Genomic DNA, 14776 nt, shown 5'->3' on the forward strand with positions numbered 1-14776 from the left:
GCAGTCCGAAAGGTTCCGACCGTCCTCCCTTCTCCTACGCCGTGCTCGCCAGCGCGAACGGCAGGACCGCGGGCGCCCCGGCCCGCCGCAGCAGGCGCGCGGCCAGCGTCATCGTCCAGCCCGTGTCGATGACGTCGTCGACGAGCAGCACCGGCCCGGCCGGCAGGATCCCCGCGAGGTCGGCCGGCATGCTCAGCCGCCGCCACAGGTCCGCCAGCCGTTGCGCGCTGTTCGCCTGACGCGGGGGCGGCCCCTCGGCGTCGAGCGCGCCGAGGAAGTCCAGCTTGCCGATCTCGGCCAGCCGCGTCGCGAGGCTGTAGACGAGCTGCGGCCGCGTCTCCGACGGGACGGCGACCACCGCAACCGGCCGATCCGCCCACTGCCACCCGGCGAGCACCTGCACACACGCCTTGAACACCGAGTCCGGCACCTCGCCGTCCTTCGCCTGGGGACCGACCAGCTCGCGCAACCGGTTGCCCCAGCCGACGTCGGTGAGCCGCCCGAGCACCTGGCCCGGCTCGGCCTGGTCGTCGGCGCCGATCCGGCCGGAGACCGGAACGTCCAAAGAGGACATCCCGGTGGGCCACTGCTTCCGGGGCGCTACCTCGACACCCGGCCGCTGCAGCCGTTCGCGGGTCGCCTCGGCGACCTCGTCGGACACCGTCGTGTCCCAGTGCTGCCCGGTGCAGTTGTCGCACCGCCCGCACGGCGCCGCCTCGGGGTCGTCGAGCTGGCGCCGCAGGTACTCCATCCGGCAGCCGTCGGTCGCCAGGTAGCCGAGCATCGCCGCCTGCTCGCGGTCGCGGGCCTCCGCGACCCGCCGGTACCGCCCGCTGTCGTACTCCCAGTCTTCGCCCGTGCTCGTCCAGCCGCCCTTGACGCGCCGCACCGCGCCGTCGACGTCCAGCACCTTGAGCACCATTTCCAGCCGCGACCGCGAAAGCTCGACCGACGGCTCGAGCGCGGCCGTCGACAGTGGACGGTCGGCGTAGGCGAGCGTGTTCAGCACCTGCGTCACCCGCAGCTCGTCCGGGAAGGCGAGCGAGCCGAAGTACGCCCAGATCGCGCGGTCCTCCTCGCCGGGCAGCAGCACGACCTCGGCGCGTTCCACGCCACGCCCGGCGCGGCCGACCTGCTGGTAGTAGGCGATCGGCGATGACGGCGCCCCGAGGTGCACGACGAACCCGAGGTCGGGCTTGTCGAACCCCATGCCCAGCGCCGACGTCGCGACCAGGGCCTTGACGCGGTTGCCGAGCAGGTCGTCCTCGGCCGCCTGCCGGTCGGCCGGGTCGGTCTTGCCGGTGTAGGCCGCCACCGGGTAGCCGCGGTCCTTCAGCAGCGACGCGACGTCGTGCGCCGCCGCCACGGTCAGGCAGTAGATGATCCCGGAGCCCGGCAGCTCGGCCAGGTGGTCGGCGAGCCACGCCAGCCGCGCCTGCGACGTCGGCAGCCGGCACACCGACAACCGCAGGCTCTCCCGGTCGAGGGTGCCGCGCAGCACCAGCGTGTCGGTGCCGGTGCCGAGGCCCAGCTGCTCGGCGACGTCGGTGACGACGCGGTCGTTCGCCGTCGCCGTGGTCGCCAGCACCGGCACTCCGTCGGGCAGGTCGCCCAGCAGCGTGCGCAGCCGCCGGTAGTCCGGCCGGAAGTCGTGCCCCCAGTCGGAGATGCAGTGCGCTTCGTCGACCACTAGCAGCCCGGTGCTCGCGGTCAGCTTCGGCAGCACGTTGTCGCGGAAGTCCGGGTTGTTCAGCCGTTCGGGGCTGACCAGCAGGACGTCCACCTCGCCGGCCGCGACCGCCGCCTGCACCTGGTCCCACTCCTGCGGGTTCGCGGAGTTCATCGTCGCCGCGTGGATCCCGGCGCGGGCCGCCGCCGAGATCTGGTTGCGCATCAAGGCGAGCAGGGGCGAGACGATGACCGTCGGCCCGCTGCCCTGTTCGCGCAGCAACGCCGTGGCCAGGAAGTACACGGCGGACTTGCCCCAGCCGGTGCGTTGCACGACCAGCGCGCGACGCCGCTGGGCGACCAGGGCCTCGATGGCCGTCCACTGGTCTTCGCGCAGCTTCGCCGAATCGCCGGCCAGTGCCCGGAGGAGGGTCTCGGCGCGGTCGCGGAGGGCTGGGGTGGTGCTGGTCGTGTCCACGTCCCCACGTCTACCCCATGGCACCGACGAACCGGGAATCGGCGGCGTCGCGAACGGACCGTTCGCGACGAATACGGGCCGTTATGTGACCTGAATCACATCTCTTGCCCGGTCGGGCGAGGTGTCCCACAGGACCCGGCTGCGCGGGCCGCGGCTGTATAGGCTCTCCGGTCATGTCACCACGGCGGATCGGGGTCATGGGCGGCACGTTCGACCCCGTGCACCACGGTCACCTCGTCGCGGCCAGCGAGGTCCAGTCCCGGTTCGGGCTCGACGAAGTGATCTTCGTCCCCACCGGCCAGCCCTGGCAGAAGACCAGCCGCCAGGTGACCAGGGCCGAGGACCGCTACCTGATGACAGTCATCGCGACCGCGTCCAACCCGGTCTTCTCGGTCAGCCGCGTCGACATCGACCGCGGGGGCCAGACCTACACCGTCGACACCCTGCGCGACCTCCACGCCGAGTACCCCGACGACCAGCTCTTCTTCATCACCGGCGCCGACGCCCTCGAGCAGATCCTGACCTGGCACAAGGCCGACGAGCTGTTCGACTTCGCCCACTTCATCGGCGTCACGCGGCCCGGCTACCGGCTCAACTCGCACCACCTGCCCAGCGGCAAGGTGAGCCTCGTCGAGGTCACCGCGATGGCGATCTCCTCGACCGGCTGCCGCGATCGCGTCGAACGCGGGGAGCCGGTCTGGTACCTCGTACCCGACGGCGTCGTCCGCTACATCGCGAAGAAGGATCTCTACCGGAAGAGCGACTGAAGGGTCCCTGGTCGCGGCGGGTACTCTTCTCGGGCGAACCCGATCTGAGAAGGAGCACCGTGGCAGCCACGTCCGAGGCACGAGAGCTGGCCGTAGCGGCGGCACACGCGGCGGCGGACAAGAAGGCCAGCGACGTCGTCGTGCTGGACGTGTCCGAGCAGCTCGTCATCACCGACGCCTTCGTCATCGCCTCCGCGTCCAACGAGCGCCTGGTCGGCGCGATCGTCGACAACGTCGAGGAGAAGCTGCGGGAGAGCGGCCACAAGCCGGTCCGCCGCGAAGGCGCCCGCGAGGGCCGCTGGGTCCTGCTGGACTACGTCGACGTCGTGGTGCACGTCCAGCACGTCGAAGAGCGCACGTTCTACGGCCTCGAACGGCTGTGGAAGGACTGCCCGCGCATCGAGGTGGCCGGACTCGAGGAGCCACCCGCCGACGAGGACCCGGACGTCCCGTGAGCCCGCGGCGGCTTGTGCTCTGGCGCCACGGCGAGACGGACTACAACGCCGCCGGGCGGATGCAGGGTCACCTGGACTCGGCGCTGACCCCGCGCGGGTGGAACCAGGCCCGGTTCGCGGTTCCCGCGCTGGCCCGGTTCTCCCCGGACCTCGTCATCGCGTCCGACCTGCGCCGCGCCACCGACACGGCCACCGTGCTCACCGACGCGATCGGCGTCCCGCTGCGGATCGACAAGCGGCTGCGCGAGACGCACCTCGGCGAGTGGCAGGGCATGACCGGCGCCGAGGTCGACGAGGCCTACCCCGGTGAACGCGCCCGCTGGCGCCGGGACGCCACCTGGGCGCCGCCGGGCGGCGAGAACCGCCTCGACGTCGCCGATCGCGCCGGCGAAGTCGTCACCGACCTGCAGCAAGCCAACTCCGGCGCGGGCGAGACCGTGCTGCTGGCCGCGCACGGCGGGTTGATCACGGCGCTCACCGCGCACCTGCTGAACCTGCCGGTGGAGACCTGGCCGTCGCTGGGCGGGATCTCGAACTGCCACTGGGTCGAGCTGGGAGCACGCGACGGGAAGTGGCGCCTGCAGGCCTACAACGCGGGGATGCACGGCTAGCCGATGGGGCCGCGCCTGCTGGTGTTCGGCGATTCGCTGAGCTTTCACGGTCCCGAAGGACCCTGTGCCGCCGACGAACCGCGGCTGTGGCCGAACATCGCGGCCGCCGCGCTCGGCGGCACCGCCGACCTGGTCGCCGGGATCGGCTGGACCGCCCGCGACGCCTGGTGGTCGCTGACCGGCGACCCGCGCGTGTGGGCCGATCTGCACCACGTCGACGCGGTCGTCCTGGCGGTCGGCAGCATGGACACGCTGCCCTCGCCGTTGCCGACCTACCTGCGCACCGGGCTGAAGTACCTGCGGCCCGACCCCGTGCGACGCGTGGTGCGCAAGGCCTACCTCTCCGCGCAGCCCCGGTTGTCGGTCGCGTTCCGCGGCCGTCCGGTGGTGCTGCCGGCCAAGCTCACCGTGCAGTACCTCGACACCGCCGTCGGCGCGCTGCGCGTCCTGCGGCCCGAGCTGCCGATCTACGGGTGGCTGCCGTCGGTGCACCGGGCCGCGGCCTACGGCGGCGTGCACACCGCGCGTCCGGCCGCGGAGGCCGCGATGAAGGCTTGGGGCGCGCGGGCCGGGATTCCGTTGCTGGACTTGGAAGCCGTCGTCGGCGAGCACGTCCTGAGCGGCGAGGGCAACCCGGACGGCATGCACTGGGGCTGGAAAGGGCACGCCGCGGTGGGCGAGGCGATGTCCGTGTTGCTGGCGCCGGTGGCGGCCCCCGGCCACGTAGGCTGACGGCGTGTCGGTCGCCGTAGTCACGGATTCCACCGCCCACCTGCCGGAGGGCTTCGCCGAACGGCACGCGGTCCGGGTGGTGCCGCTGCACGTCCTGGTCGACGGCGTGGTTTCCCTCGACGGCGTCGAGACCGGCCCGGCGGCGGTCGCCGAGGCGATGAGCCAGCGCAAGATCGTCACGACCTCGCGCCCGACCCCCACCGAGTTCGTGAAGGAGTTCCGCGCGGCGCTGGCCGACGGTGCCGACGCGATCGTTTCCGTCCACCTGTCGCGCGAGCTGTCGGGCACTTGGGAAGCCGCCGTGCTGGCGGCGCAGGAAGTCGGGCCGGACCGGGTCCGTGTGGTCGACTCGCGCACCACCGCGATGGGCCTGGGGTTCGCCGCGCTGCACGCCGCTTCGGCCGCCTCCGCCGGGGCCGACGCGGCCGAGGTCGAGGCCGCGGCGGTGGCCGCCGCCGGGTGCTCGTCGACGCTGTTCGTCGTGGAAACCCTGGACCACCTGCGCCGCGGCGGCCGGATCGGCCCGGCCGCGGCGCTGCTGGGCACGGCGCTGGCGGTGAAGCCGGTGCTGCACATGTCGGACGGCCGGATCCTGCCGCTGGAAAAGGTCCGCACCATGAACCGGGCGCTCGCGCGGCTGGTCGAGCTGGCCGCCAAGGCCGCCGAGGGCGATGACGTCGAGCTCGCCGTCCACCACCTCGCGTCGCCGGAGCGGGCGGTCGAGCTGGCGAACCGGCTGGAGGAGGCGGTGCCGCGCTCGGCGGGGTGCGTGGTCTCCGAGCTGGGCGCGGTGATCGGGGCGCACACCGGGCCCGGCGTGCTCGGGGTGGTCGTCCAGCGGACGGTCCCGTCCCGGCGCTAGCCGCCGAACCCGCCAGCATGCCACCCGGGTACGGCGGAAACGGCCGTTCCCGGGCCGGGCCGGGTGGATCCATCCACATCACCCCGGTTGTCCACAGGACGCGGCGGCACCCCTGTCGGACGCCTCCCCGCGGGCCCTAACGTCGATCGTGTGTTCGAGCAGCCCGCCCGGGATCCGGGCCCTCCCGTCAACGACCGGCTCGCCTGGCTGGCCGACCAGCTCTCGCCCGACGCGAGCACGGTCGGGCCCGGCGGCCGGCTGGTCCGGCGCTGGCTACCGGGCGGATCGGCCGGTCCCGGCCGCCGCCGGTGGGCGCTCGCCGGTGTCCTCGCGGCGGTCGTGGTGATCGTCCTCGGCTCGGTCGCGCTCCTCGGCGGCCGTCCGGTGCCCGAGTCACCACCCGCGCTGCCGAGCGCGAAACCGGCGAGCGAGGCATCGGCCCGGGCCGCACCCCAGGCCGGTCTCGTCGTCAGCGTCATCGGCCGCGTCCGGTCGCCCGGCCTGGTCACCGTGGTCCAGGGCGCCCGGGTCGCGGACGTGCTCAGGGCCGCGGGCGGCGCCGAGCCCGGCGCGGACCTGAGCTCGCTGAACCTCGCCCGCCGCGTGACCGACGGGGAGCAGCTCGCGGTCGGGATCCCGGCACCCGCCGCCGCGGCGCCGGCCGGTACCCCGGCGGGCGGCAAGGTCGACCTCAACGCGGCGAGCGCGGACCAGCTGGACACGTTGCCCGGCGTCGGCGCGGTGACGGCTCAGCGGATCGTGCAGTGGCGCACCGAGCACGGCGGTTTCACGAAGGTCGAGCAACTGCGCGATGTGTCCGGCATCGGGGAAAGCAAATTCCAGAAGCTGCGCGAGCAGGTGATGGTCGGATGAGCACGCTTCCCACGACCGACACCCGGCAGGACATGCGGCTCGTCCCGGCAGCGTTGGCGTGCTGGCTCGCCGCCCTCTGCGGCCTGCTGCTGGGCTGGTGGACGGCGGTCGCCGTCGGCCTCGCTTCGGCGGTGCTCGCCGGGCTGGTGTGCTGGCGCGCCCGTGACCGTCCCCGGGCGCTCGGCGCGGCCGCGGCCCTGCTGGTGCTGGGACTCGTCGCCGCGGGGCCGATCGCTTGGCGGATCCGAAACGCGCAGCAGGACGACCTCCGGGTCGCCGCGGCCGACGGGCTGCCCGCGGCGTTGCGGGTCGTCGTCACCGAACGCCCGAAGCCCGTGCGCAGCGCGGGGTACGCCGACCAGCAGGCCGGTGCCCGCTCGGTGGTGCTGACGGCCGACGTCCGCACGGCGTCGGTCGACGGCCGGCCGTTCACGTCGTCCGGGCGCGTCCTGCTGCTGGCGCCGGTCGCTCAGTGGGCGGCGCTGCTGCCGGGCCAGGACGTCACGGCGACGGGCCTGCTGATGCCGCCGCGCGGCTCGGACCTGACCGCCGCAGTTCTGTCCGTGCGCGGCCCGCCGGGCGACCCCGGACCGGCGCCGTGGTGGCAGCGGACCGCGGCGGGGCTGCGCGCCGGACTCCACGACCTGTGCCAGGTCCTGCCGGACGAACCCGCCGGCCTGCTGCCGGGCCTGGTCCTGGGCGACACGAGCGGGTTGTCGCCGCGGGTCGAGCAGGAGTTCGTCACCGCCGGCCTCGCGCACCTGACGGCCGTCAGTGGGGGGAACCTCGCCGTGGCGTGCGGCGCGGTCTTGCTCCTGCTGCGCCTGCTTCGGGTCGGGCCGCGGACGTCGGCGGTCGCGGCCGGTGCGTGCCTGGCCGGGTTCCTCGTCCTGGTCGGCCCGGAGCCGAGCGTGCTGCGGGCGGGCGTGATGGCGGCGGTCGCGTTGCTGGCGTTGGCGCTGGGCCGGCGTGGCTCGGCACTCCCCGCGCTGGCGTTCGCGGTGTGCGTGCTGGTGGTGACGGATCCGGCGATGGCCACGGACTTCGGGTTCGCGCTGTCGGTGTTCGCCACGGCCGGGCTGGTCCTGGTCGCACCCCGCTGGGCCGCCGTGCTGGTGCGCCGCGGCATCCCGCCGGGGTTCGCCGAAGGGCTGGCGATCCCGTTGGCGGCGTTCCTGGTGACGGCGCCGGTCCTCGCGGGCATGGCGGGCACGGTGAGCCTGGTTTCGGTGCTCACCAACGTTCTCGCCGCACCCGTGGTGGCCCCGGCGACGGTGCTCGGCGTGCTGGCGACGGTGGTCGGCCCGTGGTGGCCGGGTGCCGGGAAGGTCCTGGTGCACCTGGCCGACCCGGAAGCGCGGTGGCTGATCACGGTGGCGCGGCACGGCTCCCGGGCACCCGGCGCGGTCGTCGCCTGGCCTGGCGGCTGGACGGGTGGGCTGCTGGCCGCCGCGGTGCTCGTGGTGCTGGTGCTGGCCGCCCGGCACCGACGGCTGCGGCTGGTCATGGCGATGTTGGTCGTCGGCGCGTTGCTGGTGTTCGTGCCGGTCCGGGTGCTCGCACCGGCGTGGCCCCCACGCGACTGGGCGATGGTCGAGTGCGACGTCGGCCAGGGCGACGCGGTCGTGCTGGCGACGGCTGAGCCCGGACGGGCCATCGTCGTGGACACCGGGCCCGAGCCCGGGCCGGTGGACGAGTGCCTGCACCGGCTGGCCGTCGAGCGGATCCCGTTGCTGGTGCTGAGCCACCTGCACGCGGACCACATCGGCGGGCTCTCGTCGGTCTTCGAGGGCCGGTCGGTCGGCGCGGTCGCCGTCGGCCCGGGGCGGGCGCCGGACTGGGCGTGGCGCCAAGTCGCGGCCGAGGCCGCGAAACAGGACGTGCCGTTGGTGGAGCTGAACCCGGGGGAGCGGATGAACTGGCCCGGCTTGACGCTCGACGTACTCGGCCCGCCTTATGTACCGGCCCGCGTGGCGGGCCCGCAGGACGGCACGACGATCAACAACAGTTCGGTGGTCCTGCGAGCGCAAACCCCGGCCGGGCGAGTGCTCCTGACCGGCGACGTCGAAGTGGCGGCCCAATCGGACTTGCTGGCCGACGTCGGTGATCTGAAAGCGGAGGTGTTGAAGGTGCCACACCACGGTTCGCGCTACTCGTTGCCGACTTTCCTCGCGGCGGTGGCGCCGAGGGTGGCGTTGGTCAGTGTGGGCGCGGGCAACACATACGGCCACCCCAGCAAGACCACAATGGACAGTCTGACGGCGTTGGGAGCCCTGGTGACCCGAACCGACGTGGACGGCGACACCGCGGTGGTCACCGGAACGGCGATAGTCCGCCGAGGCGAGCCACGAGCCCCGCCTCGCCGGTGAGCGGGTCACTTCACGGCGGGGTTCCGGCCGCTTTCGGCGGCCTGGCGGTCGCGTTCGAAGGTGATCCGGCGGCGAGCCCACTGTTGCCCGCCCTCGTCGGCCAGGGTCTCCACCCGTGCGACCAGCACCCGAACCGCGTCCGTGCCTTCGTACGGCGGTGCGGAATGGAGGAACAACGCGGCTTCACGCTCGATCGCGTAACCGATCTGGCTGTGCTCCACCCAGTTCTGGTGCATGCCGAAGGTGGTCCGGATCCCGGTCGCGACCAGGACGACGGCGCCGAGGGCGGCGATGACGACCGAGTCGAGGTGGGCGGCGGCGGCCACCGGGATCGCGGCGGAACCGGTGAGGGCGACGACTTCCACCACGCCGTACCTCAGCCGGTCTCGCCGGGCGCCCTTCTTGTACCACCGCCACTTCGCGACGACGGTCGTCGGCAAGGCCTGGCCGTCGCGTTCGGCGGTGACCATCCAGTGCTTGCCGAGATTCCGCATTTCCGAACCTCCTGGACCGAGCCGGCACGTGGGGTGCCGACCCTATCGGTCCGGGGAAACGCGAAAGGAGGTACTCGCCGGGGGAAGCCGCTCGGCTGCCCCCGGCGTGGACGTCAGTAGCCGAGCGCCTCGTTCACGGCCTCGGCGGACGCCGGCACGGTCGCCTTCGGGCCGATGTGGTTCTCGACCGCGTCGAGGGTCTTGAGGCCGTCGCCGGTGATCAGGAGGACCGTCTCGGCGTCCGGGTCGAGCTTGCCCGTCTCGACCAGCTTCTTCGCCGTCGCCACGGTGACCCCGCCGGCGGTCTCGGTGAAGATGCCCTCGGTGCGGGCCAGCAGCCGGATGCCTTCGACGACCTCTTCGTCGGTGACGTCCTCGATCGCGCCGCCGGTGCGGTTGACGATGTCGAGGACGTACGGGCCGTCGGCCGGGTTGCCGATCGCCAGCGAGCGGGCGATCGTGTCCGGCTTCACCGGCTGGACCACGTCCTGGCCGGCGCGGAACGCGGCCGACACCGGCGAGCAGCCGGTCGCCTGCGCGCCGAACACCTTGTACGGGCTGGCGTCCACGAGACCGAGCTGGCCCAGCTCGCGGAAACCCTTGTCCACCTTCGTCAGCTGCGAACCGGAGGCGATCGGCACGACGATCTGCGGCGGGATGCGCCAGCCGAGCTGCTCGGCGACCTCGTAGGCGAGCGTCTTCGAGCCTTCGGAGTAGTACGGCCGGACGTTCACGTTCACGAACGCCCACTTCGGGTGCTCACCGGCCAGCTCGGTGGCGAGGCGGTTGACGTCGTCGTAGTTGCCGTCGACGGCGATCAGGTCGCCGTCGTACACCGCGGTGGTGAGGATCTTGGCGCGCTCGAGGGTCTTGGGGATCAGCACGACCGACCGCCAGCCGGCGCGGGCCGCGGCGGCGGCCGTCGCGTTGGCCAGGTTGCCGGTCGACGGACACGCGAGCACCTCGAACCCGAACTCGCGGGCCGCGGCCAGCGCGACGGCGACGACGCGGTCCTTGAACGAGTGCGTCGGGTTGCCGGTGTCGTCCTTGACCCACACGCGCTTGAGGCCGAGTTCCTTGGCGAGGCGGTCGGCGCGGATCAGCCGGGTCGCGCCGGGCTCGGTGTTGGGGATCTCTTCGACGTTGGACGGAACCGGGAGGAGCTTCTTGTAGCGCCAGATGTTCTTGGGGCCGGCCTCGATGTCTTCGCGGCGGACGCGGCCGAAGTCGTAGGCGACCTCGAGCGGCGAGAAGTCCTCGGCGGAGACGAACTCCGGGGCGAGCGGCTGCCGGTGACCCTCTTCCTTCGACACCAGTTCGACGGCGGGACCGAGATCCGGGGTCTTCGTGGTGGAGGTCGTGCCGAGGGTTGCGGTCATCGCGAGGTTCCTTTCCTCATCTGCCCCGCCGAAGCGGGCCGGAATTGGCACCGTGGTCGTCAGCTACCCCGCGATCGCGGGATGACAGGCTGTACGCCGGTTGCCGGGGCTTCGTCGGGCCGTTCCCTCTGCCCCTCTGGATGAGCGGTATTCGGTTGTCGGTGCGCGCGAACGAGCGCGCCGCCTCGAGGACACCGTACGACATGGCGCTCACGCTGTGCCATGCCGGCCGCCCGACATCACCGGAGAGGGCGCACGACACCGCAAGTGAGAGGATCCTCGGGTGACCGCGCAAGCCACCGCCCCCGCCCCGCTGCACCTGGTGCTGGGCGAGGAAGAACTGCTGATCGAGCGGGCCGTCCGCGAGACGCTCGCCGCCGCCCGCGCGATCGACGCGACGGCCGAGCTGACCCGCGTCCGGGTGTCCGAACTCACAGCCCCCGAGCTGGCCGAACTCGTCAGCCCGTCGCTGTTCAGCGAGGGCCGCGTGATCGTCCTGGAGTCGGCGCAGGACATCTCGCAGGAGCTGGCCGACGCCGTCGCGTCGTACCTGAAGGACCCCGCGGACGGCATCGTGCTGGTCGTCGTGCACACCGGCGGCGGCCGCAGCAAGGCGGGCAAGTCGCTCCCCGCGGCGCTGAAGAAGGCCGGCGCCGAGGTCACGGAGTGCCCGAAGCTGACCAAGCCGGCCGAGCGCGAGCAGTTCGTGCGGCACGAGATCCGCCGCGCGGGCGGCAAGATCGACCCGGCGGGGGTCGCCGCGTTGATCGACGCGGTGGGCTCCGACCTGCGAGAACTCTCGTCGGCGGCGAGCCAGCTGGTGGCGGACACGGGCGGCACGGTCGACGCCGACGCGGTCCGCCGCTACCACCGTGGCCGCGCCGACGTGACGGGCTTCGCGGTCGCGGAGAAGGCGGTGAGCGGCGACCGCTCGGCGGCGCTGGAGTCGCTGCGCTGGGCGATGCAGCTGGGCGTTCCGCACGTCCTGGTGGCGGACGCCCTGGCCGACGCGGTCCGCACGATCGCCCGGGTCTCGGGCGCGGGCCGCGGCAACCCGAACCAGATGGCCGGCGAGCTGGGCATGCCGCCGTGGAAGATCCGCAAGGCCCAGGGGCAGTCGCGGGGCTGGAACCAGGACGGCCTCGCCACGGCGATGCGCGTGGTGGCGAGGCTGAACGCCGAGGTCAAGGGCGTGGCGGCGGACCCGGGTTACGCACTGGAGCGAGCAGTCCTGGAGGTGGCGGCCGCCAAGGGCGACCGCTGACCCCGGGGCAGGTGGAGCGGCGGCCGGCGGCGGTGACCTGAGCCGCGGCGAGGGCGGCCGCCACGAGAGCCTGCGCGCGGCCGCTGCGGCTTCCGCGGCACCGGCTGGATTCGCGCTCAACGCCGCGGCGGGCGGACCACCCGCCGCCAGTGGCGCGTTCACCAGCACTCCCTCGCGGCCGAGCGAAGGCACCCCGGACACGAAGAAGGCCCCGGCCGAAGCCGGGGCCTTCTCGGAAATCAACCAGCTCAGAGCGCGTTGACGCGCTTGGCCAGCGCCGACTTCTTGTTGGCGGCCTGGTTGGCGTGGATGACGCCCTTCGAGACGGCCTTGTCCAGCTTCTGGGCGGCGTCGCGCTGCAGCTCGACGGCCTTGGCCTTGTCGCCGGCCTCCGCGGCTTCGCGGACCTTGCGGATCGCGGTCTTCACCGAGGACCGGATCGCCTGGTTGCGCTGACGCGCCTTCTCGTTCGTCGTGATGCGCTTGATCTGCGACTTGATGTTGGCCATAGGGCAACTCCTGTTTCACTCGGTGAGATCGCCGCCGCGCTGAAGTGGCCCCACTCGAGGAGCGGGTTTCCTCCATGACGGAATGCCGCACGGGCAGCGAGCGACCACTCTAACAGCCGGGCCGCGGGCGTCCGGAGCCGGGAGTACGGTGGGTGACGGCAGTGCCTAGGGTTCCGTCGCCGGTCCGCCGCACCCGCTCGACACAACCAGGACCGGTGGGCCTGGTCCGAGCGGCACCATCGGCGGGCCCGGACGGCCGGTCGTTCATCTGACGGGGCAAAAGCCTGGAGGACCCGGTTTTCGCGCGCGCGAAAACCCGTAAGGGGTCCCGTGAACACCACCGCTTTGTCCCTCGTCCTCGTCGCCGCCGTCGTGCACGCGGCCTGGAACCTCGCCGCCAAGCGGATCTCCTCCGGTGGCACCCAGTTCGTCTGGCTCTACTACACCGTCGGCGCCGTCGTGCTGCTGCCGATCACCGTCGTGCAGCTCGTCGTCGAAGCCGACCGTCCACAGTGGAGCTGGCTGCTCGCCGCGGTCGTCACGTCCCTGCTGCACATCGCCTACGGCATCGTCCTGCAGCGCGGGTACCGCGTCGGAGACCTGTCCGTCGTCTACCCGGTCGCGCGGGGCACCGGCCCGCTGCTGTCGGTGCTGGCCGCCGTCCTGGTGCTCGGCGAACGGCCCGGGTGGCTCGGCCTGCTCGGCGCGTTCCTGGTCGTGGCCGGCGTGCTGGTGATCAGCACCGGCCGCAAGGCGGAAGACCCCCAAGCGGTGAAGGCCGGGATCTTCTACGGCCTGCTGACCGGCGCCGTCATTGCCGGCTACACCCTCTGGGACGCGCACTCGGTGACCGGCCTCCGCGTGCCCCCGGTCGTCTACTTCGGCCTCGGCTCGATCCTGCAGAGCCTGATGCTCGTGCCCGGCGCCCTGGCCGGGCGCGCCGAGGTCGGCCGCGTCTGGCGCGTGCACCGCCGGGAGGTGCTGCTCGTCGGGCTGCTGTCGCCGGTCGCCTACATCCTCGTGCTGTTCGCCCTCACGATGGCGCCGGTCAGCCTGGTCGCGCCGGCGCGCGAGCTGAGCATCGTGCTCGGCGGCGTCGCCGCGTGGCTGGTGCTGGGCGAGCGCGACGCCGTCCGGCGGCTCGCCGGGTCGGTGATCGTGCTCTCCGGCATCGCCGCGATTGCGGCCGCCTGAGCGCGTCCGGTAGGGATGGTCGGATGGAAGTCCTGAAGAGCAGGCTGATCGTCCGCCCTCGTGACGTCGACGCGACGACGGCGTTCTACCGCGACACCCTCGGCCTGGCCGTGGAGCGCGAGTTCCCCGGCGGCACCGTGTTCTTCCTCGGCCACGGCTCCCTGGAGGTCTCCGGCCGGGGCGAGACGGGGTCGTCGCCCGACCTGGTGCTCTGGCTGCAGGTCCGGGACCTCGCCGGCACGCTGGCCGGCCTGAAGGAGAGAGGCCTGGAACCGGTGCGGGACGCCCGGCGCGAGCCCTGGGGCCTCGACGAGGCCTGGATCGCCGACCCGGACGGCACGCGCATCGTGCTGGTCGAGGTGCCCGCGGGCCACCCGATCCGCAAGGACACCCGCTAGGCGGGTTTGACGGCCCGCAGCTGCGCGGCGAGCGCGGCGAAACCGGGCGGGTCCCACGTCCAGGTCTGCAGGTCGGCGAAGCCCGCTTCGGCGGCTTCGTCGGCCAGGACGTGCCTGCTCACGGGCAGCCACTTCTCGTGCGCGGACAGCAGCAGCCGCCCGCCGGGGCGCAGCACCCGCAGCAGCTCGGCGAACCCGGCCGCGCGGTCGTCCCACAGCATGACGTTGTTCACGCTCAGCACGACGTCGACGGACGCGTCGGGCTCGCCGGTGTGCGCCGCCGACCCTTCGCGCAGCTCCACGCGGTCGCCGCAGCGTTCCTGGCAGAGCCCGAGCATCTCGGGGGAGGGGTCGACGCCGATGGCGCGGCCGGCCAGCCGCGCGGCGGCGTCCAGGCCGACGCCGGGCCCGGGCCCGACGACCAGGACGGTCTCGTCCGGCTCGATCCGGGCCAGGTCGACGACGCGCTGTTCGGTGGCGGCGTTGCCGCGGGCCATGACCCAGCCGCCGAGGCGGCCGAGCGCGCCGGAGGGGTGACCGAACGTCCGGTCGAGGACGCGGGCGAAGCCGCTGGTCTCCGGCTGGGGAGGGGGTGCCGGCTGGTGCGGAGTGCTCATACTTCGAGGGCACCACGGATCGAAAGAGCCCGCATCGGGGATGACCCCCACTGGCACCCGGAGGGGCATGGGAGCATAGAGGTGGCCATCCCCGACTTTCCGAGGA

General features: G+C 73.0%; 15 protein-coding genes and 1 riboswitch. Of the genes, 10 read left to right on the plus strand and 5 right to left on the minus strand.

The genetic code is table 11. The features are described from left to right. Nucleotides 1–34: 34 nt before the first annotated feature. On the minus strand, nucleotides 35–2146 hold the full coding sequence (locus ACIRSS_RS39770) for a RecQ family ATP-dependent DNA helicase (protein ID WP_400904480.1): 2112 nt from the start codon (nucleotides 2144–2146) through the stop codon (nucleotides 35–37). Between the two features lie 197 nt (nucleotides 2147–2343). On the opposite strand from ACIRSS_RS39770, the gene nadD reads away from it, so the two are divergent. The 7 genes from nadD (at nucleotide 2344) to ACIRSS_RS39805 (ending at nucleotide 8815) form a co-directional block, all read left to right on the plus strand. Beyond that, nucleotides 2344–2913 (plus strand): nicotinate-nucleotide adenylyltransferase, encoded by a 570-nt coding sequence (gene nadD / locus ACIRSS_RS39775; RefSeq protein ID WP_400905870.1) that lies wholly within the window; start codon nucleotides 2344–2346, stop codon nucleotides 2911–2913. Between the two features lie 59 nt (nucleotides 2914–2972). Further along, a complete protein-coding gene (gene rsfS / locus ACIRSS_RS39780) occupies nucleotides 2973–3368 on the plus strand; it encodes a ribosome silencing factor (RefSeq protein ID WP_003067112.1) in 396 nt (131 codons plus the stop codon). Then, the gene (locus ACIRSS_RS39785) at nucleotides 3365–3979 is read left to right on the plus strand and encodes a histidine phosphatase family protein (protein WP_400904482.1); all 615 of its coding nucleotides are present in this window, start codon (nucleotides 3365–3367) and stop codon (nucleotides 3977–3979) included. The genes rsfS and ACIRSS_RS39785 overlap by 4 nt, the downstream gene beginning before the upstream one ends. A 3-nt stretch (nucleotides 3980–3982) precedes the next feature. Next, on the plus strand, nucleotides 3983–4711 hold the full coding sequence (gene octT, locus ACIRSS_RS39790) for a diglucosylglycerate octanoyltransferase (protein WP_400904486.1): 729 nt from the start codon (nucleotides 3983–3985) through the stop codon (nucleotides 4709–4711). A gap of 4 nt (nucleotides 4712–4715) precedes the next feature. Beyond that, complete coding sequence (locus tag ACIRSS_RS39795; protein ID WP_400904489.1) at nucleotides 4716–5573, plus strand: DegV family protein; 858 nt, start codon at nucleotides 4716–4718, stop codon at nucleotides 5571–5573. A gap of 150 nt (nucleotides 5574–5723) precedes the next feature. Further along, nucleotides 5724–6446, plus strand: a complete 723-nt coding sequence (locus tag ACIRSS_RS39800) for a helix-hairpin-helix domain-containing protein (protein ID WP_400904491.1) — start codon at nucleotides 5724–5726, stop codon at nucleotides 6444–6446. Next, a complete protein-coding gene (locus ACIRSS_RS39805) occupies nucleotides 6443–8815 on the plus strand; it encodes a ComEC/Rec2 family competence protein (RefSeq protein WP_400904493.1) in 2373 nt (790 codons plus the stop codon). Before ACIRSS_RS39800 ends, ACIRSS_RS39805 begins: the two co-directional genes overlap by 4 nt. 5 nt (nucleotides 8816–8820) lie before the next feature. Here the strand turns inward: ACIRSS_RS39805 and ACIRSS_RS39810 are convergent, their stop codons facing one another. Both ACIRSS_RS39810 and thrC read right to left on the minus strand, forming a co-directional pair. After that, the gene (locus ACIRSS_RS39810) at nucleotides 8821–9309 is read right to left on the minus strand and encodes a DUF4231 domain-containing protein (protein ID WP_400904495.1); all 489 of its coding nucleotides are present in this window, start codon (nucleotides 9307–9309) and stop codon (nucleotides 8821–8823) included. A gap of 113 nt (nucleotides 9310–9422) precedes the next feature. Then, entirely contained in the window at nucleotides 9423–10688 is a 1266-nt protein-coding gene (gene thrC, locus ACIRSS_RS39815) for a threonine synthase (protein WP_400904497.1), read from the minus strand. Between the two features lie 13 nt (nucleotides 10689–10701). Beyond that, a riboswitch (SAM riboswitch) is annotated at nucleotides 10702–10835 on the minus strand. A gap of 136 nt (nucleotides 10836–10971) precedes the next feature. On the opposite strand from thrC, the gene holA reads away from it, so the two are divergent. Then, nucleotides 10972–11952, plus strand: a complete 981-nt coding sequence (gene holA / locus ACIRSS_RS39820; RefSeq protein ID WP_400904499.1) for a DNA polymerase III subunit delta — start codon at nucleotides 10972–10974, stop codon at nucleotides 11950–11952. 248 nt (nucleotides 11953–12200) lie between these two features. On the opposite strand, the gene rpsT is transcribed toward holA, so the two are convergent. Continuing rightward, nucleotides 12201–12461, minus strand: a complete 261-nt coding sequence (rpsT, locus tag ACIRSS_RS39825; protein ID WP_013228460.1) for a 30S ribosomal protein S20 — start codon at nucleotides 12459–12461, stop codon at nucleotides 12201–12203. Nucleotides 12462–12791: 330 nt separating this feature from the next. On the opposite strand from rpsT, the gene ACIRSS_RS39830 reads away from it, so the two are divergent. Further along, nucleotides 12792–13655, plus strand: a complete 864-nt coding sequence (locus tag ACIRSS_RS39830; protein ID WP_400904501.1) for a DMT family transporter — start codon at nucleotides 12792–12794, stop codon at nucleotides 13653–13655. Between the two features lie 23 nt (nucleotides 13656–13678). Further along, on the plus strand, nucleotides 13679–14053 hold the full coding sequence (locus tag ACIRSS_RS39835; protein WP_400904503.1) for a VOC family protein: 375 nt from the start codon (nucleotides 13679–13681) through the stop codon (nucleotides 14051–14053). Here ACIRSS_RS39835 and ACIRSS_RS39840 read toward each other — a convergent pair. After that, nucleotides 14050–14670: a class I SAM-dependent methyltransferase gene (locus tag ACIRSS_RS39840; RefSeq protein WP_400904504.1), complete on the minus strand. Its 621-nt coding sequence runs from the start codon at nucleotides 14668–14670 to the stop codon at nucleotides 14050–14052. The two genes, ACIRSS_RS39835 and ACIRSS_RS39840, sit on opposite strands and share 4 nt — an antisense overlap. Between the last annotated feature and the right edge of the window lie 106 nt (nucleotides 14671–14776).

The sequence above is a fragment of the Amycolatopsis sp. NPDC101161 genome, assembly GCF_044768185.1.
Lineage (GTDB): Bacteria > Actinomycetota > Actinomycetes > Mycobacteriales > Pseudonocardiaceae > Amycolatopsis.